Here is a 21,089-nt window from a genome sequence, read left to right on the forward strand (position 1 = left end):
GGCCAGGCCTCAGCATTTTATTATGGTGATCCCCTGGGCGAAATGCGCCTGGTAAGCAGAGTTTTTGAAATGTAAGGCCTTTGAATAAGACAAAAGGCTGCCTCATCGCTAACTTTGCAACAGTGCCTCTGAGCGCCCTTTCCAGTCAGAACCCGCAGGCCGATCTTGCGGTCTGACAGCTCCTTCACCGTGTTGACCAGATGGGCAAGCGATCGTCCGAGGCGATCGAGCTTCCAGACCACCAGCACATCGCCGTCACGCAATGACTTGAGGCAGGCAGTCAAGCCAGGGCGATCATCACGACCGCCGGAAGCAAGATCATCATAGATATTGTCCCGTTCGACACCTGCGGCGCGCAAGGCGTCGTGCTGCAGGTCGAGAGACTGCGAGCCATCGGCTTTGGAGACGCGGGCATATCCGATCAGCATGTATCACAAACGTTGGTTTGAGGCGGCGCTTCGGCCACGATTGCATTGACCTCTGGAAATGTATCTCAACCAGCTTCATAAACAAAGCGTCTTGAACGCTATCAGATTTTGAAAAAGGAACATGTATGCCGCGTCGCGTCACTCTAACCGATCGGCAGAAAGACGCGCTGTTGCGCTTGCCGACTTCACAGACGGATTTGCTCAAGCACTATACGCTGAGTGATGAAGACTTTGGGCATATCAGGCTGCGTCGGCGCGCTCACAACAGGTTCGGCTTCGCCCTGCAATTGTGTGTCCTGCGCTATCCCGGCCGGGTGCTGGCTCCAGGCGAACTGATCCCTGCAGAGGTCATCGAATTTATCGGAGCGCAGCTTGGCCTGGGTGCCGACGATCTCGTAGACTATGCTGCCCGCGAGGAAACACGGCACGAGCATCTTGCCGAGTTACGGGGGCTCTACGGCTTCCGCACCTTCTCCGGACGTGGTGCGAGCGAGCTGAAGGAATGGTTGTTCCGAGAAGCCGAGATGGCGGTGTCGAACGAGGATATCGCCCGTCGCTTCGTAGCCGAGTGCCGACGCACCCGCACTGTCCTTCCCGCGACATCCACGATCGAGCGGCTTTGTGCCGCGGCTCTCGTCGATGCCGAGCGACGCATCGAGACGAGGATCGCCAGTCGGCTGCCTATGTCGATCCGAGAACAGTTGCTGGCATTGCTCGAGGAGACGGCTGATGATCGGGTGACCCGTTTTGTGTGGCTGCGCCAGTTCGAGCCTGGCTCGAACTCTTCGTCGGCCAACCGGCTGCTCGACCGGCTCGAATATCTGCAACGCGTCGATCTCCCCGAGGATCTGCTTGCCGGCGTTCCTGCCCATCGGGTGACTCGTCTGCGCAGGCAGGGTGAACGGTATTATGCCGACGGCATGCGCGATCTCCCGGAGGACAGGCGGCTTGCGATCTTGGCTGTTTGCGTCTCGGAATGGCAGGCGATGTTGGCCGACGCAGTGGTCGAAACCCACGACCGGATCGTCGGCCGTCTCTACCGTGCTTCGGAGCGTATTTGCCATGCAAAGGTCGCAGACGAAGCGGGGGTGGTGCGTGACACCCTGAAATCCTTCGCCGAGATCGGGGGCGCCCTGGTCGATGCACAGGATGATGGCCAGCCGCTGGGCGATGTCATCGCGAGTGGGTCAGGGTGGGACGGCTTAAAAACCCTTGTTGCAATGGCAACCAGGCTGACCGCCACCATGGCCGACGATCCGCTCAATCATGTGCTCGACGGTTATCACCGCTTCCGCCGATACGCTCCACGCATGTTGCGCCTGCTCGATCTGCGAGCTGCGCCCGTTGCACTGCCGCTTCTGGAAGCGGTGACGGCCCTTCGTACCGGTTTGAACGATGCCGCGATGACCAGCTTCTTGCGGCCCAGCTCGAAATGGCATCGCCACCTTCGGGCCCAGAGGGCTGGCGACGCTCGCCTATGGGAGATCGCGGTGCTGTTCCATCTGCGCGATGCGTTCCGCTCCGGAGATGTCTGGCTTACTAGGTCCCGGCGCTATGGCGATCTGAAACACGCACTCGTTCCGGCACAAGCCATCGCGGAAGGCGGTCGTCTCGCTGTGCCATTGCGGCCGGAGGAATGGCTGGCAGACCGGCAAGCTCGCCTCGACATGCGGTTGCGCGAGCTTGGCCGTGCCGCTCGCGCAGGCACGATCCCGGGCGGGTCGATTGAAAACGGCGTTCTGCATATCGAGAAACTCGAAGCCGCCGCGCCGACAGGCGCCGAAGATCTGGTGCTCGATCTCTACAAGCAGATCCCGCCCACGCGCATCACCGATCTCCTGCTGGAGGTGGATGCGGCGACCGGCTTCACCGAAGCGTTCACCCATCTGCGCACAGGAGCACCCTGCGCTGACCGGATCGGGCTAATGAACGTTATCTTGGCGGAAGGGATCAACCTCGGCTTGCGCAAAATGGCGGATGCGACAAACACCCACACCTTCTGGGAATTGATCCGCATTGGACGGTGGCATGTCGAGGGCGAAGCCTATGACCGGGCGCTGGCCATGGTGGTCGAGGCACAGGCAGCGTTACCCATGGCCCGGTTCTGGGGCATGGGCACGTCGGCTTCGAGCGACGGACAGTTCTTCGTCGCTACAGAGCAAGGTGAGGCCATGAACCTGGTCAACGCGAAATATGGCAATACCCCGGGCCTGAAAGCCTATAGCCACGTCTCCGACCAATATGCGCCGTTCGCAACCCAGGTGATTCCTGCAACGGCAAGCGAAGCGCCTTACATCCTCGATGGCCTGCTGATGAACGATGCTGGACGCCATATCCGCGAGCAGTTCACCGACACGGGCGGCTTCACCGATCACGTCTTTGCCGCATGTGCCATTCTCGGCTACCGGTTCGCTCCGCGCATCCGCGACCTGCCATCCAAACGGCTCTACGCGTTCAATCCGTCGGCCGCCCCGGCGCACCTGCGAGCGTTGATCGGCGGAAAGGTCAACCAAGCCATGATCGAGCGCAATTGGCCCGACATCCTGCGCATCGCCGCCACCATTGCTGCCGGGACCGTCGCGCCAAGCCAGATTCTGCGGAAACTCGCCTCCTATCCGCGGCAGAACGAGCTCGCGACAGCCCTGCGGGAAGTCGGTCGCGTCGAGCGCACCCTGTTCATGATCGACTGGATTCTGGATGCCGAACTCCAACGGCGTGCCCAGATCGGGCTCAACAAAGGCGAAGCTCATCATGCGCTGAAGCGGGCAATCAGCTTCCACCGCCGCGGTGAAATCCGCGACCGTTCCGCCGAAGGCCAGCATTACCGCATCGCCGGCATGAATCTGCTCGCCGCCATCATCATCTTCTGGAACACCATGAAGCTCGGCGAGGTCGTTGCAAACCAGAAACGCGATGGAAAGCTGCTATCGCCCGATCTCTTGGCCCATGTTTCGCCGCTCGGATGGGAACACATCAATCTCACCGGAGAATATCGCTGGCCAAAGCCTTAGCGTAGGATTCCGCCCCCTCCCGCAAACGACCCCAAGATGTTCATGGTCTCCCCGATCACTGCCCGGAAATGGGCAGGCCGCTACCGGGAAGAGGGTGAGTTTGGGATGCAGGATCGCTCCAGCAAGCCGCACCGGATCCCAGGCAGGACGCCCGAGCATGTCAAGAAGAAGATCATCAACCTGCGCTGGCGGCTTCGACTGGGGCCAGCCCAGATCGCTGCGCGACTTGGTCTCTCGACGTCGACTGTTCACGCGGTCCTCGTCCGTTGCCGCGTGAACCGCCTCTCGCATATCGATCGTGTCACTGGCGAGCCATTGCGGCGATATGAGCATCCTCATCCGGGATCGTTGATTCATGTCGATGTCACGAAGTTCGGCAACATCCCCGACGGCGGTGGACATCGTTACGTAGGTCGGCAGCAAGGCGCACGGAACAAGCTCGCGACTCCGGGATTACCACGAGGAAAAGATCACAAGCCGCGCACCGGGACGGCGTTCGTTCACACAGTCATCGATGACCACTCCCGCGTCGCATACGCAGAAATCTGGTCGGATGAGCAGGCGAGCACAGCGGTGGGAGTTCTCGAACGCGCCGTGGCCTGGTTCGCCGAACGAGGCGTGACCGTCGAGCGAGTCCTATCCGACAACGGGTCGGCATACAGATCCCACGCATGGAGGGACTTCTGCGCTCGGCTCGGCATCCGACACAAGCGGACACGCCCCTACCGGCCGCAGACGAACGGGAAGATCGAGCGATTCCACCGCACGCTCGGGGACGGCTGGGCCTATGCCAGGTTTTACGGTTCAGAGGCCGAACGACGCCTGGCGCTGCCCGGCTGGCTCCACTTCTACAACCACCACCGACACCACTCTGCGATTGGCGGCGTACCCTTCGACCGACTCAACAACGTCCCTGGACATCACAGCTAGATATATGCTTCCGGAGCATATACTTTCCGGAAACCTACAGGTCAATCCGTGAAAATCCGCGATTCCGGACACACTTTTTGACCCTTAACCCACTAATGCTTCTCGACGCCACTCCCCCGCCCCAAACGCAAAAAACTGAGGCGGCCAGCAAACTCGCTGACCGCCTCAGTATCTTGTACCCCGTACGGGATTTGAACCCGTGTTACCGCCGTGAGAGGGCGACGTCCTAGGCCACTAGACGAACGGGGCTTAAGGACACAGAACAACAATGTGAAGTTCTGTTGCTGGCCTACCTGGACTCGAACCAAGAATGGCGGTACCAGAAACCGCTGTGTTGCCAATTACACCATAGGCCATCGTTTTTCAGTGCTTACCGGAGTAAACTCTCTGTGAAGTTGTTTTCCGTGTTCGCTCTGAACAACGATGATTACTATAACCAGAACGCGCTATACATACCAAATCGCCTGGTCAATGCGCATTTTCGTCGTCTTAAATCACGCCGTTGTAAGTGTGCTTTTGCGGGCCCTCTCCCGTCCTGCGCTCAACTCTGCACAACAACGAAACCCGCGTGACAGGCGGTGGGCCTGGCACGCGGGCGTCGTGAAGCGATGGGCGCCTATGCGGCGGTGAACGGTGTGACCTCGCGCGCGGCGCGCAGGCGGGTCAGCGTGGACTCCTTGCCCAGCAGCTCCATGGACTCGAACAGCGGCGGGGAGACCTGCTCGCCGGAGATGCCCACGCGCAGGGCGCCGAAGGCCTTGCGGGGCTTGAGCTCCAGCTTCTGGATCAGGGCCTCGTTGAGCGCCTCGTCGATGGCGTCGGTGGCCCACGCGGACTCGTCGATCGCCTCGAGGGCGGCGATGCCCTCGTCGAGCGCCTGGACCGCGTCCTCCTTGAGGTTCTTCTTCGCGGCCTTCTCGTTCAGTTGCAGCTCGGCGTCCGGGGTGACAAGGAACTTGAGGAGCCCGTAGGCGTCGCCAAGCATCTTGATGCGCGTCTGCACGAGCTCCGCGGCCAGCGCGAACTTGTCGGCCGGGTAGTCGGCCGGGAAATCGGTGTACTCCGTGAGGTAGGCGCGCAGGCGATCGCGGAAGTCCTCCGGGTCCAGCTGGCGGATGTGGTCGGCGTTGATGGCCTCGAGCTTCTTCTGGTCAAAGCGCGCGGGGTTGCCCAGCACGTCGTGCACGTCGAAGGCCTTGACCATCTCGTCGACGGAGAAGATGTCCTGGTCCGCGGACAGCGACCAGCCGAGCAGCGCGAGGTAGTTGATCATGCCCTCGGGGATGATGCCGGCGTCGCGGTGGTTGAACAGGTTGGACTCCGGGTCGCGCTTGGACAGCTTCTTGTTGCCCTGCCCCATCACGAACGGCAGGTGGCCGAACTCGGGCGTGAACTCCGCGACGCCGATGCGCTGCAGTGCCGCGTAAAGCGCGATCTGTCGCGGGGTGGAGGACAGCAGGTCCTCGCCGCGCAGCACATGGGTGATGCCCATCAGCGCGTCGTCGACCGGGTTGACCAGCGTGTACAGCGGGGCGCCGTTGGAGCGGGCGACCACAAAGTCGGGCTGTGTGTTCGACTTGAACGTGACTTCGCCGCGGACCAGGTCGTTCCAGGTCCAGTCCTGATCCGGCATGCGCAGGCGCCACACGGGCTTGCGGCCCTCGGCCTCGAACGTGTCGATCTGCTCCTGGGTCAGGTCGCGGTCAAAGTTGTCGTACCCCAGCTGCGGGTCGCGGCCGGCGGCCTTGTGCCGCTCCTGCACCTCCTCGTTGGTGGAGTACGCGGGGTAGACCTCTCCGGCCTCGATGAGCTTGTCCAGCACATCTTTGTAAATGTCCATGCGCTGCGACTGGCGGTATGGCTCGTGCGGGCCGCCGACGTTGATGCCCTCGTCCCAGTTCAGGCCGAGCCACTCGAGCGACTCGATAATGGCCTGGTAGGACTCCTCGGAGTCGCGGGCGGCGTCGGTGTCCTCGATGCGGAAGACAAACGTACCGCCGCTGTGCCGCGCCTGCGCCCAGTTGAACAAGGCGGTGCGCACCATACCGACGTGCGGGGTGCCGGTTGGCGATGGGCAGAAACGTACGCGCATTGCAGAATCAGTCATGGGGTAAATAGTAGCGCGGACGCAAACAGCGTCAATTAGCAGGCAATTGCTTCTCGACGCCCCTCCCCACGCCCCCGACCACGAGCGCCAAATCCCCAAGAGTTGCCGCACACATTGCGGTTGCTAAAGTCTTCCCTTATGCCGCATACCCCCGCGTCCGATTCCCTCCGCCCCGCGAGCGCACCCGACTTCCTGCTCTCACGCCCGGGCGGCTCTGTACGCACCCAAGGAGCCGCGCGCCGGTTCTCCGACGCGTGGGACGCAATCGACGCGCTCGAAGCGGGCGACGTGGACATGCTCGTCGGCGCCCTGCCGTTCGACCAGGACTGCCCCGCCGCGCTCACCGCCCCGGAAAAGATTGTGCGCGAGTCCGGCACGCTCGAGCCCCACCCCTACTACCGAGTGGGCCCGGGCGCCCAGCTCAGCGCGTCGGTGACCAGCTTCGACCCCTCGCCGCAGGAGCACCTGCGCCGCATCGAGGCCGCGATCGGCACGATCGAATCCTCCAAACTGAACAAGGTGGTCTTGGCGCGCGCCGTCGATATTGCCTTCGACCCGCCGGTTGATCCCCGGCTCGTCGCCGCGCGCCTGATTGACCTGTCGTACACCCGCGACGGCTTCATTGCGGACCTCACCCCCTCCGGCCGCACCGGCCACTTCTTTGTCGGTTCCTCCCCCGAGGTGCTGGTGAAGCGGCGCGGTTCGGAGGTGTCCTCGCGCCCGCTGGCCGGCTCTGCCGCGCGCATCCCGCACGACCGCGACGCCGACGAGGCGGCGGCCGCAGCCCTGTACAACTCGGCGAAGGACCTGGGTGAGCACGCCTACGTGGTTGAACACATCCGCCGCGTACTCGCACCGCTGTGCTCGCGCCTGGACATCCCCGACCGCCCGGAGTTGGAGAAGACCAGCGAGATGTGGCACCTTGCCACCCCGATCCGCGGCGAACTCAAGGACCCAGCGCCAAGCGCGCTGGACTTGGCGCTGCGCCTCTACCCCACTCCGGCCGTGTGTGGGACCCCCTCCGACGCGGCGGAGGCGCTGATCACCACCGCGGAGACCGACCGCGGTTTCTACGGCGGTGCCGTCGGCTACACCGACGCGAACGGCGACGGTGAGTACATGGTGGCCATCCGCTGCGCCGAGGTCGACGCCGCTGGCGCCACCGCCCGCACCTGGGCCGGCGGCGGGCTCGTCATCGACTCCGACCCGCAGGCGGAGCTGGACGAGACGAGCGCAAAGCTGCGCACCATCATGCGCGCGCTCGGGCTCTAGGCCCGCCTGCCGCTACGCCTTCGCGACCGGGTTGCCCAGCGAGCCGATCCCGGGGATCTCAACCTCGATGAAGTCCCCCGGCACCATCTCCGCGGTGCCCGCCGGGGAGCCGGTGGCCATGACGTCGCCCGGCAGCAGCGTGAACGACTGGGTGACCCACTCGATCATCTCACCGATGCTCATGATCATCTGCTTCGAGTTGGAATCCTGCTTCGTCTCCGTGGTGCCGTCGTGCGTGAGGTGGGCCTTGATGGGCAGGTTCGTGAAGTCGAACTTATCCAGGTCCGTCTCAATCCAGGGGCCAAGCGGCGCGAAGGTGTCGATGCCCTTGGCGCGGGCCCACTGTCCGTCCGCGAACTGGAGGTCGCGCGAGGAGACGTCATTGATGATGGTCACGCCGCGTACCACTGACTTCCAGTCCTTCGCCTTGACGTTCTTGCACGGCACACCGATGACGACGGCCAGCTCACCCTCAAACTCCACGCCGGTGGCAAAGTCCGGGATGCGGATCGGCGCACCGGGGCCCACCACGGCTGTCGGCGGCTTGATAAAGATGGTGGGCGGCAGGTGCTCGGCAGATTCCTTAAACACCTCGGCAACGTGGTCCGCGTAGTTGCGGCCGACCGCCACGATCTTGCTCGGCAGCGTCGGCGCGAGCAGGCGCACGTCTTCCAGCTTGTATTCCTTGCCCGTGTACTCGGGGTCCGTGTAGGGGGTGCCGGCGATTGCCTTGGCCACCTTCCCCTCGTCATCGATGACCGCGAAGGTCATCCCTTCGGGTGTTGCAATTCGTCCAAAACGCATGCCGACGAGCATACCGAATTACATAGTGCAGTGATACATCACTCACCAGACAGGGCAAGGTAAAGTTCCGCACACGCCAGCGCGTCCGTCAGCGCGCTGTGGCTTGAGTACCGCGGCAGATTGTACCGCTGCCGCACCCGCGCCAGCCGCAAATCCTCCCCGCGCGGGTACGTGCCCATCCGCTCCATGTGACGCCGCTCCAGCGCCATCGTATCCACCACTTCGCTGTCGTGCAGGACCCACTTTGTGCCGGTGACCTGCTCGCCCAGGCGCCCCAGAAACCCGGTCTCCATCTGGGAGAAGTGCGCCAGCAGCTTTCGTCCATCGATCGCGCGCGCGAACGCCGCCCACACCTCGGCCGGGTCCTCGCCCAGGCGTGCGACGTCGTCGTCGGTGACGCCGTGCACCGTGGCGGAATCGCCCACCTGCGCGCCAGCGAGCACGTGGTATTCGGCTCGCGAGAGGTCGATCACCCGCCCGTCCAGCGGCACCCAGCCGACGGCCACCAGTTGGTCGCGCCCGGGGCGCAGGCCGGTGGTCTCGACGTCGACGGCCAGGAGCGCGGCGTCGACAAGCGTCCTGCGTGATGCTCGCGTGAACCCAAGCATGTCACACCGCCTGGACCGGGTACTTGCTGGCCAGCACATTTTGCAGCGACTTGATCACGCGGAAACTGTCGCGCAGCGCGGCGCGGTCACGCTCGGTGAGCTCGCGCGGGTCGATGTGGTAGTCGGGGCGCTCGCCCGCGCGCAGCTGCCGCGCCTGGTGGCGAAGGACCAGGTCGGAGAGGTAGTCGGAGGCGTCGAGAAGCTCGCGCGCCCCCTTCTCGGAGAGGGCAGTGCCTATCGACGCCCGCACGCGCTCCCTCGTCGCCACCTCCCCAACCCCCGCGACGATGGCGTACAGGCGCGCCATCTGGACGACCGCCGCGGTCCCGCCGCGCTTCACGTCCAGGGTGGAGGCGTACTCGCCACCGCGCTCGACGACGAGCCCCCGGAAGAACCCGATCGGCGGCTCGCGGAACGTGGCCAACGCCGCCAAATGGGTGTGGAGCCGCCGCGAGCCGTGCGCGGACGCAAGTGCGGACTCGCGCACCTCCCGGGCCACCCTCCGCGCCGCGTCGTCCGAGGCGAACACGGTGCGGAAGTCGAAGAAGACCTGCGCGTGCAGCAAGGCGTCGGGGTCGGGCGCGGTCACCCAGCGGTGGAAGGTGCGCTCCCACTGTGCCTGCGTCATCCGCCACGCCGCGTTGGACACCATCATCTCGCCCGGGCACAGCGCCTGCCCCGCCTCGCTGAGCCCCTGGCAAACAAACCTCCCGAGGGCGGCGAAGTACTCGCCGTGCGCCTCCGGGTCGTACGCGTTGCCCAACACCAACGCGTTGTCCTGGTCCGAGGCCGGCCCCATCTCGCCGCGCGCCTGCGAGCCCACGGCGACGAACGCGAACGGGACCGGCGGCGGGCCGAGCTCCTCGATGGCCAGGACGCACAGACGCCGCGCGATGGCGTCAGTGATCGAGGTGAGCAGACGCTGCGACTCGGCGGCGGTGGCCCCGCGCTCGAAGAATCGCGCCGACACCTCGGCGGCGCGGCGAAAAGCGCCGTCAAGGCCGGAGCGGCTACTGCGCTCCACGTCGGCGGCGAGGTAGATCGGGTCCGCCTGGAGCAGGCGCATAATGTCGCTGGAGGTCACCACGCCGACGATCCCGCCCGTGCCGGTGACCGGCAGGTGGTGCACGCCGAGTTCGCCCATGAGCAACATCGCCTCGAACACGAGGGCGTCCGCGCCGATGGTACGCACCGGCGCAGTCATCACCTCGCGCACCGGCCGGCGGGGGTCCGCGCAGCGCGCCACGACGCGGGAGCGCAAGTCGCGGTCCGTCAGGATGCCGGGCCGCTTCGGCCCCGTTGCATCGGCGACGATCAGACACGTCACGCCCTGCCGATCCATCTCGGCAGCGGCCTCCGCAATCGAGGTGCCGGGGTGGACGGTGGCAAGCTTGCGGTCGCGGAGCAGCTGGCCCAGCTCGGTGCGCAGCACCTCCGCGGAGCTCGACCTCCGGACCTCTTCCGCAGCAGCGCGCACACGGCGCGAGGCGGACTGAAAGAATCGCCCCAGGTCCGGGTAGCTGGCAAGGAGCTCGCTAAACGACGCGCGCGGCAGCAGCAGGAGCAAACTGTCTTCCACCGCGACCATGCCGTACTGCGATTCCCGCGCGCCGAGCAGCGTGGAGTAGCCAAAATTCTTGCCGGCATCGCGGCGGTCCAGCAGCACGCCGTCCCCGGAGACGATGTCCACCGCGCCGGAGCGGATGATGTGGAGTGCGTCGTTAATCTGCCCGGGCGCCACGATCGTCTCGCCCCTACGGACGTACGTCACTGTCATTTGCGCAGGCAGGCCGGCGAGCACTTCCTCCGGCAGGTGCGAGAACGGCTCGTGCTGGCCGAGGAAGCCCGCGACTTCTTCAAGTTCGACGCTCATGCCCCAACACTAGCGTGGGGCAGCGCGCAATATCAGCGGCTTTACTGGTAGCTCACAAACCACGGGCGGGGCTGGACGTCGTTGAACGTCTGCTCCGGGCTGAAGGTCGGGGTGTCCTCGTCCAGGAAGTTCTTCCACGCCATGAAGAAGCGCGGGTTCAGGCCCTCCCGTAGCACGTTCCAGGTATCAAACTTCTGCCCCGGGTCGCCGTGCCCGTCGGCGTGCAGCACGTACGCGAGCTCGTCGCGGTCGGTGCGGATGTTCTGCCGGTCGGGGAACATCTGCACCTGGAATTGGTGCAGCACAAACGCCTTCTGTGGCAAGTTGTTGTCGCGCGTGAGGTCCGCGAGCCAATCGGCAACGACGTTGATCTCCTCGGCGGTGGCGGAGCCCACGCGGGACAGCGGCGCCTCGCCCGGGGTGAGCTTCCACTCCGCGTCGAGTGCAAGGCCGACGTTCGGTCGCTTCAGCAGCTCCTCGTACATCTGCACCTGGTGGAGGAAGTCGCCCTGGCCCGGTTGCAGGTCCAGCACGGCGTAGCCGCCCGCCTCCGTGATCGCATCGATGTACGGCACGACCGATTCTACGGGCGCCTCGTTGGAGTAGTCGCCGTCCTCGCCCGGCGAGTTGGACGCAACGGTCACGATGATCTCAAACGCCGGAATTACCGGTTCCCCGGCCAACGGCTGGTACTTGCTGGCGTAGTCTTTGGCCATCGCGGCAGCCTCTTGCGGCGGCTGCTCGCCCATCACTCCCAGCTCGGGCGCGAACGAGTGTCCATAGAGCGCGATCATCCTGCGCCCCGGGAACACCAGGCCGCCGCCGCCCGGCAGCTCGCCGTTGCCCGCCAGCTCCACGCGGCGCGCAAACGCATCGGTGCCGCCCCACTGCAGGCCAAGCGCGAGCGTGTCCTGGTCGGAGACGGTGCGCATGCTTTCCGACGTCACACGCGGATCCGGGTACGCCACCACCTGCACGTCAGCGCCTGCGGCGCGTGCCGTCGCGGCCGCCGCGCGCGAGGTCTCGGCGGTGGCGAGCATCGGCGGGAGCTCGCGCTCGCCCTTGTTCGGCGCATCGAGCGCGGCGATCGCGGCGACGTCCTGTTCCGGCGCGTCGCTCTGCACGGGCTCGGTGGCGTCGTCGGCGGTGTCCTGCGCGCCCGCACCGACCTCGATGACCTCGTCGGCGCCGAGCCGCTCCAGCTCCGCGCTCACCGCGTCGCCCGTCGCCGGGTAGCGCACGAGCATCGGCGCCCCCTTGTCCACGGCGAGCGCCGCCGCCTTCAGCTGGTCCTCACGCTTCGGGCCGGACACCACGGCGGTGTCGGCGGCGTCAAAAAGCCGGCGCGACACTTCGACGCCGGAGCCGTCGGCGTCGTCAATCGCCTCGGCACCATGCGTCTCCAGCTTGTCGGGCTGCGGCGAGGATGCCGCGCCGATGCCGCCCTCACCGCACGCGGTCAGGGCGAGGCTGGAGGCCAGCACTACGGCCAGCCCCACCGCCCCAATGACCTTCCTACGGGCTCGGTTCGTGCTGGCGGACATCGCGGGAACGCTCATACGGGAGTGCACCTTTCATCTGTCTAAAGCTGGCTGACAGATTACTGCAGTGCTGCCGCGATCCGGGTTCCGACCTCCTCGGTGCGCACCGCGCCGCCGTCGCGAGCAGCCACCTCATCCTCAACCGCGCGCTCAATCCGCGCGGCGTTCTCCTCATCGCCGAGGAAGCGCAGCATCATCGCCACGGAAAGAATCATCGCGGTCGGGTCCGCTATCCCCTGCCCCGCGATGTCCGGCGCCGACCCGTGCACCGGCTCGAACATGGAGGGGAACTCGCCCGCGGCGTTGATGTTGCCGGAACACGCCTGCCCCACGCCGCCCGTGATGGCGCCCGCAAGGTCCGTCAGGATGTCGCCGAACAGGTTGTCCGTCACGATCACGTCGTAGCGCGACGGATCATCCACCATGTAGATCGTGGCGGCGTCGATGTGGTTGTAGTCCACGTCGACCTCGGGAAACTCCGAAGCAAGCGTATCGACGACACGCTGCCACAACCCGCCCGCGTTCACCAGCACATTCGTCTTGTGCACCAGGGTGAGCTTCTTACGCCGCGTCATGGCCAGCTCGAAGGCGTAGCGCACCACGCGCTCCACGCCGAAGTAGGTGTTCTGGCTCACCTCGGAGGCCACCTCGTGGTCGGTGCCCTGGCGCAGCGTGCCACCGTTGCCGGCGTAGAGCCCCTCGGTGCCCTCGCGCACGACGACGAAGTCCACGTCGCCGGGGTTGGCCAGCGGGCTCGTCGACGTCGGGAACAACCGCGACGGGCGCAGATTGACGTAGTGGTCAAGCTTGAACCGCAGCGGCAGCAACAGACCGCGCTCCAGCACGCCCGCGGGGACGTTGGCTGGGTCGCCAACCGCCCCGAGAAGGATCGCGTCGTGCGACTTCAGGCTGTCCAGGTCCGCGTCCGTGAGCAGCTCGCCGTTGCGGAGGTAGCGGCGCGCGCCAAGGTCGTACTCGGTGGTCTCCACGTCGTTGCGGACAGCGCGGAGCACCTTGAGGCCCTCCGCCATGACTTCGGTCCCGATGCCGTCGCCAGCAATCACAGCTAGTTTCATTTTCTGAGATTCCTTTCCCACATATTGGACTACGGGATAGCGTAACAGCTCCGCCGGCGAAAAATCGGCGCTGCGCGGAAAAGGATTCAGGACCGAGTCCAGCCCGGAACGACCTAGTCCAGGTCGATCTGCAGCGCGGAGGCGCCGAGCTCCTGTGCAATCTCGTTGACCAGGGCCTCCGGCACCTCGGCCTCGACGCGCAGAATCAGGATTGCGCCATCGCCCTTGGACGCCTGCGTGAGCGCGGCGGCCTCGATATTGATGCCCTTGTTCCCCAGTTTGCTGCCCACCGTGCCCAGCGCACCGGGCGCGTCCGTGTACTGGAAGAACAGGTTGCGCCCCTGCGCGCGCATGTCCACGCCGCGGCCGTTGATGCGCACGATCTTCTCCACGCCCTCGAGGCCGGTGAGCGCGCCCGTGACCGAAACGGCGTTGCCCGCCGCAGAGACCACCTGGACCTCCAGCGCGCTGCGGTGCGCCCGCGCCTCCGTCTGCGTCTCCACCGAGTACTCCAGCCCGCGCGACTGCGCGATCTGCGGCGCGTTCACAAACGTCACCGGCTCATCAATGATGCCGGAGAACAGGCCGCGCACAGCGGACAGCCCCAGCGAATCAATCTGTTCCGTGGACAGCTCGCCGCGCGCGGTCACCTTCAGCGACGTCGGCGCGCCGTCCAGCAGCTCGCCGGCGATGAGGCCGAGCTTGCGCGACAGCTCGAGCCAGCGAGCGACCTCCTCGCCCACGCGGCCGCCGGTGATGTTCACCGCGTCGGCGACGAACTCGCCGGCCAAGGCCTTGAGTACCGAGTCCGCAACGTCCGTGCCCGCGCGGTCCTGCGCTTCCACCGTTGACGCGCCCAGGTGCGGAGTCACGACGACCTCGTCCAGGGCAAACAGCGGCGAGTCGGTGCACGGCTCGGTGGCGTACACGTCGAATCCGGCACCGCGGATGGGGCCGTTCACGATGGCGTCGGCAAGCGCCTGCTCATCCACCAGGCCGCCGCGGGCCGCGTTAATGAGGATCTGCCCCTCCTTCGCCTTGGAGAGCAGGTCCGCATTGAACATGCCCGCGGTCTCCTTCGTCTTCGGCAGGTGGATGGTGACGAAGTCGGCGCGCCCCATGAGCTCCTCCAGCTCCACGAGCTCAACGCCGAGCTGCGCGGCGCGCGCCGGATTCGCGTACGGGTCGTAGGCGATGACGGTGGTCTCGAACGCGCTGAGGCGCTGCGCAAAAAGCTGGCCGATGTGGCCGAAGCCGACGATGCCGACGGTCTTGCCAAAGACCTCAACGCCCTTGAACGACGAGCGCTTCCACTCGCCGTCGCGCAGCGTCTTGTCCGCCGCCGGGATTTGGCGCGCGGTGGACAGCAGCAGCGCGATCGCGTGCTCGCACGCGGAGTGGATGTTGGAGGTCGGCGCGTTGGCCACCATGACACCGCGCTCGGTCGCGGCGTCAATGTCCACGTTGTCCAGCCCAACGCCGGCGCGGCCGATGATCTTCAGGTTCGGCGCTGCCTGGATCACCTCGCGGTCCACGGTGGTGGCGGAGCGCACGAGCAGTGCGTTCGCGTCGGGAACCGCTGCGAGCAGCTCGTCGCGGTTCGGGCCGTCGACCCAGCGCACCTCCACGGAGTCTCCAAGCGCTTCGACGGTTGATTGGGACAGCTTGTCTGCGATCAGCACGACCGGTTTGGACACTGGGGATCGTCTCCTGCGGTATTTCAATAAAGGAATAGGTACGGGGGTAACTTTAATGTCCGCAGGCACGCTTGTCTGCCATCCGCGCTAATATTTTTCTTCCGCCTGCATAATTCGCTCCGGAATGTCGCTCGCCGGCTCGAATTGCGTCCCGAGCGCAATGAGCGGTGCGTCCGCCAGGCCCGCCATCGCCAGCAGCGTGTCCTCGGATTCGCGGGGGTCCGGGTTGTCCACCATCGTGACCCGCGCGCCGAACGCCCGGGCGTTTGCAATCGAAGCAATTGACGACGCCCGCGTGGCCACCACCTGCGGCGCCATATCCGCATCGCGGCGCGAATGGACCGGGAACGGCTTCGCCACCGCGTTCGGCATCACCTGCGGCTCCGCCCAATTGGCGTGCAGCCACGTCGGCACCGACGTATCCAGGTCGGCGACCACCTCCTGCGCGTCCGCCGGGTCGTGCACGGGCCGTTCGTGGAACCGTACCGAGGTCATCTTGCCCAGCGCGTCGATTCCGCCCGGATCGCGGTAGACGCGCACGCTCCCGGACGCCGGCGCGATCGCCACATCGCCCACCGTGAGCAGCGTAAACGTTTTTAGACGCTTCACTTCCTGCGTGATCTGCCCGTGGTGGTCCTCGTCGTAGACCAGCATCGGCGCGTGCGCGTACGCGGCAATCGACGCCGCCCGCAACTGCGCCTCCACGCTGGAATCCGACACCACCAACGTCTCGGACGTGTTGAAGAAGTACTCGGAGCTGACAAGCCCGTTCGTGTCATCGAGCACTACCGGGTGATCATCAAACGCAGTGGAGACGTGCCGCGACTGATTCGCGGCCCGGGCCTGGTCCAACGGGGTACTTGTGTCCTCGCCCGCGCACCCGCCGACGGCGAGCGCCACGCAGCACATCGCCACGGCGAGGCCCCGGCTAGCTTTCTGCTTCGCTGCCATTCTCCCCATCTGCGTTATCGGTGCGCGTGCCGAGGGCCCCGAGGGCTCCGTCCAGGTCGCGGACGACCGGCTTGTCCAGCGCGTACTCGATGATGCCCACGAAGCGATCGCGGCGGTCCTGGATAAAGCTGTTCCAGTCCGAGTTCAACAGGTCGGCCGGGCGGATCTCGTGGCCCTCCAGCATTGCGTCGAACTCTGCGTCGTCCATCAGGGACTTCGACTGCAGGCGCGGCAGGTAACGCTTCGGCTCGTTGTTCTCCATCACCACGTCGGTGCGCCGCCCCATCGGGGTGCGGTTGAGCACGGAGTCAGCCAGCTCCTCGGTCGCGCCGGCCTGCAGGCAGAACTCGCGCGGGAAGACGGTGTGGAAGCGCGGCTGCAGCTCGGCGATGGTGTCGCGGTTGAGCGGCTTCCCGGTGCGCCAGTCGAGCGCTCCGCGGGCCATCAGCAGGGAGTACAGCCCGCGGTACACGCCGCTCTCCGCCGTCGCGGACTGCAGGCGGGACTCGTGGAACTGCGCGTCGCCCACGGTGCGCGGCACCTCGTCGGTGTCCCCGCGGACCCAGGGGGTGACCTCGGTGACGTCGAGGCCGGCGCGAATCGTCGGCGCGTGCGCGCCGTAGAGCTCGCCGAACACGCCGGACCAGTACCAACGGTTGAGTCGGTCGCGCGGCTCCTTCTCGTCCAGCAGTCCGGGCTGCTCGGCCAGCCGCGCGAGGATCACGGCCAGCGGAATGATCTGCGAGGAGTACGGGACCTGGTCGATGGCCAGGATGCACCGCTCCGCGAGGAACTCGGCAGCGGCAACGAAGGCATCGGCCAGCTCGTCGCAGTGCGTCAGGTAGTCGTGCAGCGAGATATTGAGGATGTCGCCGCGGTGCCCCACCGCGTTGCCCTTCCTGCTGGTGATCAGGAGCGACAGCCCACGCAGGAACTCGATGCGCCCGATTCCGTCCAGCGCCGGGTACAGGCGCAGCGTGCGTTCGATGTGCGCGAAGTGGTCGGCCAGGCGGAAGTTGGGGTCTTCGGTGGCGAATACGGCGGTGAGCAGCTCGAAGACATCCATCTGCACGCCGGCAGAGTTGGCGTGCGCGAAGATCTGGCCGACGCCGATCTGCGAGGTTTCACGGTCAATCCGGATCACAGGCACGTCGTACGCCGGCAGCCAGCGCAGGACCTCGTTCTGGAAGGTCTTCACCGCGGCGCGCATCTCCGGGTCGTCCGTGTCGGCGGCCATATCAATGAGGAGGTCGTTGCCTTCCTTCCACAGCAGCATTGAAACGGGCACGACGCCGTGCGCCAACATGTCCTCGCGGGAGTGGATGCCCCCGTCGATCTGCGGGCCGAAGTGGGAGCGCACCTGACCGTCCGGGTCGACGGCAAAGACCGCTTCGACCGGCATCGGGTCGGCGGCCACCGCGGCGCGCACGTCGACGAAGAAGCGGCGACGGATGCGCCGGCCCAGGTAGTCCACCGTCGGGATCTCGCCGGCGCCCTTGAGGGCGTAGAAGAGCGAGGTGAGGCGCTGTTGGCCGTCGAGAAGCAAAAGCCCCGGCTCCCGATCCCCCGTCGTCAGACCGTCGAGCGGGCGCGGGCGGAAACGCATGGGCGCGTTTCGGGTGTCCAGGGCAAGGAAAGAACCGATGGGGTAACCGCGAAGCACTGAGGTGACCAGGGTGCGAATCCTGTCAACATCCCAGATGTATTCACGCTGGAAGTCGGGCAACTGCAATTCGCCACGTTCAGCACGGGCGAACAAGTCCTTCAAGGAATAGCTTGGCGTTGTAAAACCCATGCCCCAACCTTAGAACGGAATCAGCAAACCTGCTCGTGCGATTCGTGCTCCGGGCGCTCGATCTGGATCGTGGAGTGCTCGATGCCCAGCTCGCGCAGGGCGTGCTGTACTGCATCTAGGAGCGGCCCACTATCCGTACCCGCCGCGCCGACCACGTGCACCGTAGCCAACACGTTCACGCCGTCGAGGCTCCAAAGGTGAAGGTCATGGATGTCTGCAACCCCCGCGGTCGCTCGCAGCGCCTCCTCCACCTCGGCGGTGCGGAAACCCTCCGGGACCTGTTCGAGGAGCACGCCAGCAGATTGGCGCATCAGCTGCCACGCCCGCGGCAGCACGAGCGCGGCGATGATGAGCGAGGCCACGGCGTCCGCCACGGCCACACCGGTTGCCATGACCACGATGCCCGCGACAATAACCGCGGCCGATCCCAGCAAGTCCACCAGCACGTGAAGGAACGCGCCGCGGACGTTGATCGAGTCGCCGCGATGACCGTGCAGCACCCACGCCGAGATGCCGTTGGCCGCAAAACCGATGACGGCGATGAGAAGCATGGTCCCGCCGTGCACGTCGGCGGGTTCGCGGAGGCGACGGATCGCCTCAACGACAATCCACACAGAGATCGCGAGCACGAGCACCGCGTTGACCAGCGCCGCGAGCACCTCCACGCGCCGGTAGCCGTACGTTGCGTGGCGCGAGGCCCGCTTCCGCCCCACGAGCACCGCGAGAACGGCGATGATGAGCCCGGCGGCGTCGGAAAGCATGTGCATCGCGTCCGCCATGAGCGCCATGGACCCGGCGAGCCATCCCCCAACCAGCTCCGCAACGAAGACCGTGGCGGTGACGGCGAGCGCAACGAGGAGCGCGCGCAGCGGAGTATCGCTCGACGGGGCGTGATCGTGGTTGTGGTCGTGTGCCATAGCTCAACCCTAAGCTGCCACACAGTTAATGACAATTAAATGAAAACGGCTCCCGGTTTCAAAAACCACCCGGTGAGCAGGGCTCATTATCGACGCTACGCCCTCTCCACCCCACACAACCGTACAAATTGCTGACTATTTGGGCGATGCCTCAACAACTTTTGCTACCGTTGATAGGCGCAATAGCACAAAGGTCTCGAGCAGTGAGCCAATTTACGCAATGTTCATCCGCTCGCATGGGGCCACATACGAAAGGATACGACTATCACTTCCGCAAACCCGAACCCGAAGGATCCGAACCGCGTGGAGAAGGCCGCGAAGCACATCGGCGACCACGCACACGACGCAAAGGACAAGGTCGGCGAGACCTTCACCTCCGCAAAAGGCAAGGCTGGCGACGCTGTCGACGGCGTTCGCGGCACCGGCTCCACCACCGTGTCCAAGGCTGAGGGCACCACGAAGGCAACCTCCGGCACCACTGCAGCCGACGCCGGCAACGGCGGTGGCGGCTGGTGGAAGTGGCTGCTCGGCCTGATCGTCGCAGCCCTGCTGGTCTGGCTGCTGATCAGCCTCTTCAGCGGCGGCAGCGACGACTCGGACGGCGCTGCCGTCACCGAGACCTCCACCGTTGCTACGGAGACCACCAGCGAGACCGTCACCGCTGACCCGAGCGAGGACGCTACCGCGGGTGCCGGCGACGCAGCGGCTGACGCCACCGACAAGGCTGGCAATGCCGCAGGCGACGCAACCGACACCGCCGGCGACCTCGCGGGTGACGCGAAGGACGGCGCTGGCAACGCGGCCGACAAGGCTGGCGACCTTGCAGGCGACGCAACCGACAAGGCTGGCGACCTCGCGGGCGACGCGAAGGACGCTGCAGGCAACGCGGCCGACAAGGCTGGCGACGCTGTCTCCGGCGCCACCAACTAGTTTCGCCACAGCGCAACACAACACCGCCCCAGCTCCTGGACTGACCAGGATGCTGGGGCGGTGTTTTCGTGCGGATGTTGTCGCGCGTGCGTCTACGCGGTCTCGTTCAGCGGGTTCTTCACCCAGGTCATCATGTCGCGCAGCTGCGCACCGGTCTTCTCAATCGGGTGCTCTGCAACCTTCGCGCGCAGGCCCTCGAGCTCCTTGTTGCCGCCCTCGACGTTGGCCACCAGACGCTTGGTAAATTCGCCGGACTGGATGTCCTTCAGGATGTCGCGCATGCGATCCTTCGCGCCCTCGTCGATCACGCGCGGGCCGGACAGGTAGCCGCCGAACTCTGCGGTGTCAGAGACGGAGTAGTTCATGTTGGCGATACCGCCCTCGTAGATGAGGTCCACGATCAGCTTCATCTCGTGCAGGCACTCGAAGTAGGCCATCTCCGGTTCGTAGCCGGCCTCGGTCAGCACCTCGAAGCCCTTCATGATCAGGTCTTCCAGGCCGCCGCACAGGACTGCCTGCTCACCGAACAGGTCGGTGACGGTCTCCGCCTCGAACGTGGTCGGGATGACGCCCGCCCGTGCGCCGCCGATCGCGGCGGCGTAGGACAGCGCCAGCTCCTTGCCGTTGCCGGTCGGGTCCTGCTCGACCGCGATCAGGCAGGGCACGCCCTTGCCATCGACGTAGGTGCGGCGGACCAGGTGGCCCGGACCCTTCGGCGCGACCATCGCAACAGTGATGGTGTCGGCCGGATCGATCAGCTTGAAGTGGATGTTCAGACCGTGGCCGAAGAACAGCGCGTCGCCGTCCTTCAGGTTCGGCTCGATGTCCTTGCTAAAGATTTCTGCCTGCGAGGTATCCGGGGCCAGCAGCATGATCACGTCGGCCCACGCCGCGGCATCTGCGTTGGACTTGACCTCAAAGCCGGCCTCCTGGGCCTTCGCGGCGGACTTGGAGCCCTCGCGCAGGCCGACGACCACCTCAACGCCGGACTCGCGCAGGTTCTGCGCGTGGGCGTGGCCCTGGGAGCCGTAGCCGATGATGGCGACCTTCTTACCCTGGATGATGGACAGGTCCGCGTCGTTGTCGTACAGAACGTCAATTGCCATGAGTGAAACACTCACCTTTCCTATTATATGGGACGGCCATTTC

At 65.6% G+C, this 21,089-nt stretch carries 14 protein-coding genes, 2 tRNA genes and 3 pseudogenes; 5 read left to right on the top strand and 14 right to left on the bottom strand.

The window, feature by feature from the left end; genetic code table 11:
- A pseudogene (locus FPP74_RS02215) lies at positions 1 to 75 on the top strand (IS6 family transposase); the annotation flags it as partial.
- A 17-nt stretch (positions 76 to 92) separates the two neighbouring features.
- Here FPP74_RS02215 and FPP74_RS02220 read toward each other — a convergent pair.
- Positions 93 to 428 (bottom strand): annotated as a pseudogene (locus FPP74_RS02220) (recombinase family protein); the annotation flags it as partial.
- A 125-nt stretch (positions 429 to 553) separates the two neighbouring features.
- Here FPP74_RS02220 and FPP74_RS02225 point away from each other — a divergent pair.
- Together FPP74_RS02225 and FPP74_RS02230 are read left to right on the top strand one after the other, a co-directional pair.
- A complete protein-coding gene (locus FPP74_RS02225) occupies positions 554 to 3,439 on the top strand; it encodes a Tn3 family transposase (RefSeq protein WP_011116984.1) in 2,886 nt (961 codons plus the stop codon).
- A gap of 39 nt (positions 3,440 to 3,478) precedes the next feature.
- Positions 3,479 to 4,369, top strand: a pseudogene (locus tag FPP74_RS02230) (IS481-like element IS5564 family transposase); the annotation flags it as partial.
- A 176-nt stretch (positions 4,370 to 4,545) separates the two neighbouring features.
- Here FPP74_RS02230 and FPP74_RS02235 read toward each other — a convergent pair.
- The 3 genes from FPP74_RS02235 to gltX form a co-directional block, all read right to left on the bottom strand.
- Positions 4,546 to 4,618 (bottom strand) — tRNA-Glu (locus FPP74_RS02235).
- A gap of 35 nt (positions 4,619 to 4,653) precedes the next feature.
- A tRNA-Gln gene (locus FPP74_RS02240) sits at positions 4,654 to 4,725 on the bottom strand.
- Positions 4,726 to 4,985: 260 nt separating this feature from the next.
- On the bottom strand, positions 4,986 to 6,476 hold the full coding sequence (gene gltX, locus FPP74_RS02245) for a glutamate--tRNA ligase (protein ID WP_144717028.1): 1,491 nt from the start codon (positions 6,474 to 6,476) through the stop codon (positions 4,986 to 4,988).
- 138 nt (positions 6,477 to 6,614) lie between these two features.
- On the opposite strand from gltX, the gene FPP74_RS02250 reads away from it, so the two are divergent.
- A complete protein-coding gene (locus FPP74_RS02250) occupies positions 6,615 to 7,748 on the top strand; it encodes an isochorismate synthase MenF (protein ID WP_095536900.1) in 1,134 nt (377 codons plus the stop codon).
- A gap of 12 nt (positions 7,749 to 7,760) precedes the next feature.
- On the opposite strand, the gene FPP74_RS02255 is transcribed toward FPP74_RS02250, so the two are convergent.
- From FPP74_RS02255 to FPP74_RS02295, 9 genes are all read right to left on the bottom strand, one after another.
- Positions 7,761 to 8,552, bottom strand: a complete 792-nt coding sequence (locus FPP74_RS02255; RefSeq protein WP_144717029.1) for a fumarylacetoacetate hydrolase family protein — start codon at positions 8,550 to 8,552, stop codon at positions 7,761 to 7,763.
- Between the two features lie 38 nt (positions 8,553 to 8,590).
- Positions 8,591 to 9,160, bottom strand: a complete 570-nt coding sequence (locus FPP74_RS02260) for an exonuclease domain-containing protein (protein ID WP_144717030.1) — start codon at positions 9,158 to 9,160, stop codon at positions 8,591 to 8,593.
- Position 9,161: 1 nt separating this feature from the next.
- Entirely contained in the window at positions 9,162 to 11,033 is a 1,872-nt protein-coding gene (locus FPP74_RS02265; protein WP_144717031.1) for a DUF294 nucleotidyltransferase-like domain-containing protein, read from the bottom strand.
- 41 nt (positions 11,034 to 11,074) lie between these two features.
- Positions 11,075 to 12,592, bottom strand: a complete 1,518-nt coding sequence (locus FPP74_RS02270; RefSeq protein WP_239216840.1) for a cell wall-binding repeat-containing protein — start codon at positions 12,590 to 12,592, stop codon at positions 11,075 to 11,077.
- A gap of 41 nt (positions 12,593 to 12,633) precedes the next feature.
- A complete protein-coding gene (locus FPP74_RS02275; RefSeq protein ID WP_144717032.1) occupies positions 12,634 to 13,650 on the bottom strand; it encodes a 3-isopropylmalate dehydrogenase in 1,017 nt (338 codons plus the stop codon).
- Positions 13,651 to 13,763: 113 nt separating this feature from the next.
- On the bottom strand, positions 13,764 to 15,347 hold the full coding sequence (gene serA / locus FPP74_RS02280) for a phosphoglycerate dehydrogenase (RefSeq protein ID WP_122085632.1): 1,584 nt from the start codon (positions 15,345 to 15,347) through the stop codon (positions 13,764 to 13,766).
- Between the two features lie 87 nt (positions 15,348 to 15,434).
- Positions 15,435 to 16,298, bottom strand: a complete 864-nt coding sequence (locus tag FPP74_RS02285; protein ID WP_144717033.1) for a hypothetical protein — start codon at positions 16,296 to 16,298, stop codon at positions 15,435 to 15,437.
- Positions 16,276 to 18,093 (bottom strand): DUF262 domain-containing protein, encoded by a 1,818-nt coding sequence (locus FPP74_RS02290; protein WP_144717034.1) that lies wholly within the window; start codon positions 18,091 to 18,093, stop codon positions 16,276 to 16,278. Before FPP74_RS02290 ends, FPP74_RS02285 begins: the two co-directional genes overlap by 23 nt.
- A gap of 20 nt (positions 18,094 to 18,113) precedes the next feature.
- Positions 18,114 to 19,010 (bottom strand): cation diffusion facilitator family transporter, encoded by an 897-nt coding sequence (locus FPP74_RS02295; RefSeq protein ID WP_095276120.1) that lies wholly within the window; start codon positions 19,008 to 19,010, stop codon positions 18,114 to 18,116.
- A gap of 303 nt (positions 19,011 to 19,313) precedes the next feature.
- Here FPP74_RS02295 and FPP74_RS02300 point away from each other — a divergent pair, with 303 nt between their 5' ends.
- The gene (locus tag FPP74_RS02300; protein WP_144717035.1) at positions 19,314 to 19,940 is read left to right on the top strand and encodes a hypothetical protein; all 627 of its coding nucleotides are present in this window, start codon (positions 19,314 to 19,316) and stop codon (positions 19,938 to 19,940) included.
- Positions 19,941 to 20,032: 92 nt separating this feature from the next.
- Here the strand turns inward: FPP74_RS02300 and ilvC are convergent, their stop codons facing one another.
- Positions 20,033 to 21,046 (bottom strand): ketol-acid reductoisomerase, encoded by a 1,014-nt coding sequence (ilvC, locus tag FPP74_RS02305; protein WP_144717036.1) that lies wholly within the window; start codon positions 21,044 to 21,046, stop codon positions 20,033 to 20,035.
- Between the last annotated feature and the right edge of the window lie 43 nt (positions 21,047 to 21,089).

The sequence above is a fragment of the Corynebacterium sp. NML180780 genome (assembly GCF_007786415.1).
GTDB lineage: Bacteria > Actinomycetota > Actinomycetes > Mycobacteriales > Mycobacteriaceae > Corynebacterium > Corynebacterium gottingense.

Bases quoted from the DNA above. Each gene is read 5' to 3' on its own strand.
- FPP74_RS02260 (WP_144717030.1), bottom strand. From the start codon at position 9,160: ATGCTTGGGTTCACGCGAGCATCACGCAGGACGCTTGTCGACGCCGCG.
- FPP74_RS02270 (WP_239216840.1), bottom strand. From the start codon at position 12,592: ATGAGCGTTCCCGCGATGTCCGCCAGCACGAACCGAGCCCGTAGGAAG.
- FPP74_RS02225 (WP_011116984.1), top strand. From the start codon at position 554: ATGCCGCGTCGCGTCACTCTAACCGATCGGCAGAAAGACGCGCTGTTG.
- FPP74_RS02290 (WP_144717034.1), bottom strand. From the start codon at position 18,093: ATGGGTTTTACAACGCCAAGCTATTCCTTGAAGGACTTGTTCGCCCGT.
- FPP74_RS02255 (WP_144717029.1), bottom strand. From the start codon at position 8,552: ATGCGTTTTGGACGAATTGCAACACCCGAAGGGATGACCTTCGCGGTC.
- FPP74_RS02250 (WP_095536900.1), top strand. From the start codon at position 6,615: ATGCCGCATACCCCCGCGTCCGATTCCCTCCGCCCCGCGAGCGCACCC.
- FPP74_RS02295 (WP_095276120.1), bottom strand. From the start codon at position 19,010: ATGGCACACGACCACAACCACGATCACGCCCCGTCGAGCGATACTCCG.
- FPP74_RS02275 (WP_144717032.1), bottom strand. From the start codon at position 13,650: ATGAAACTAGCTGTGATTGCTGGCGACGGCATCGGGACCGAAGTCATG.
- gltX (WP_144717028.1), bottom strand. From the start codon at position 6,476: ATGACTGATTCTGCAATGCGCGTACGTTTCTGCCCATCGCCAACCGGC.
- ilvC (WP_144717036.1), bottom strand. From the start codon at position 21,046: ATGGCAATTGACGTTCTGTACGACAACGACGCGGACCTGTCCATCATC.
- FPP74_RS02265 (WP_144717031.1), bottom strand. From the start codon at position 11,033: ATGAGCGTCGAACTTGAAGAAGTCGCGGGCTTCCTCGGCCAGCACGAG.
- FPP74_RS02285 (WP_144717033.1), bottom strand. From the start codon at position 16,298: ATGGCAGCGAAGCAGAAAGCTAGCCGGGGCCTCGCCGTGGCGATGTGC.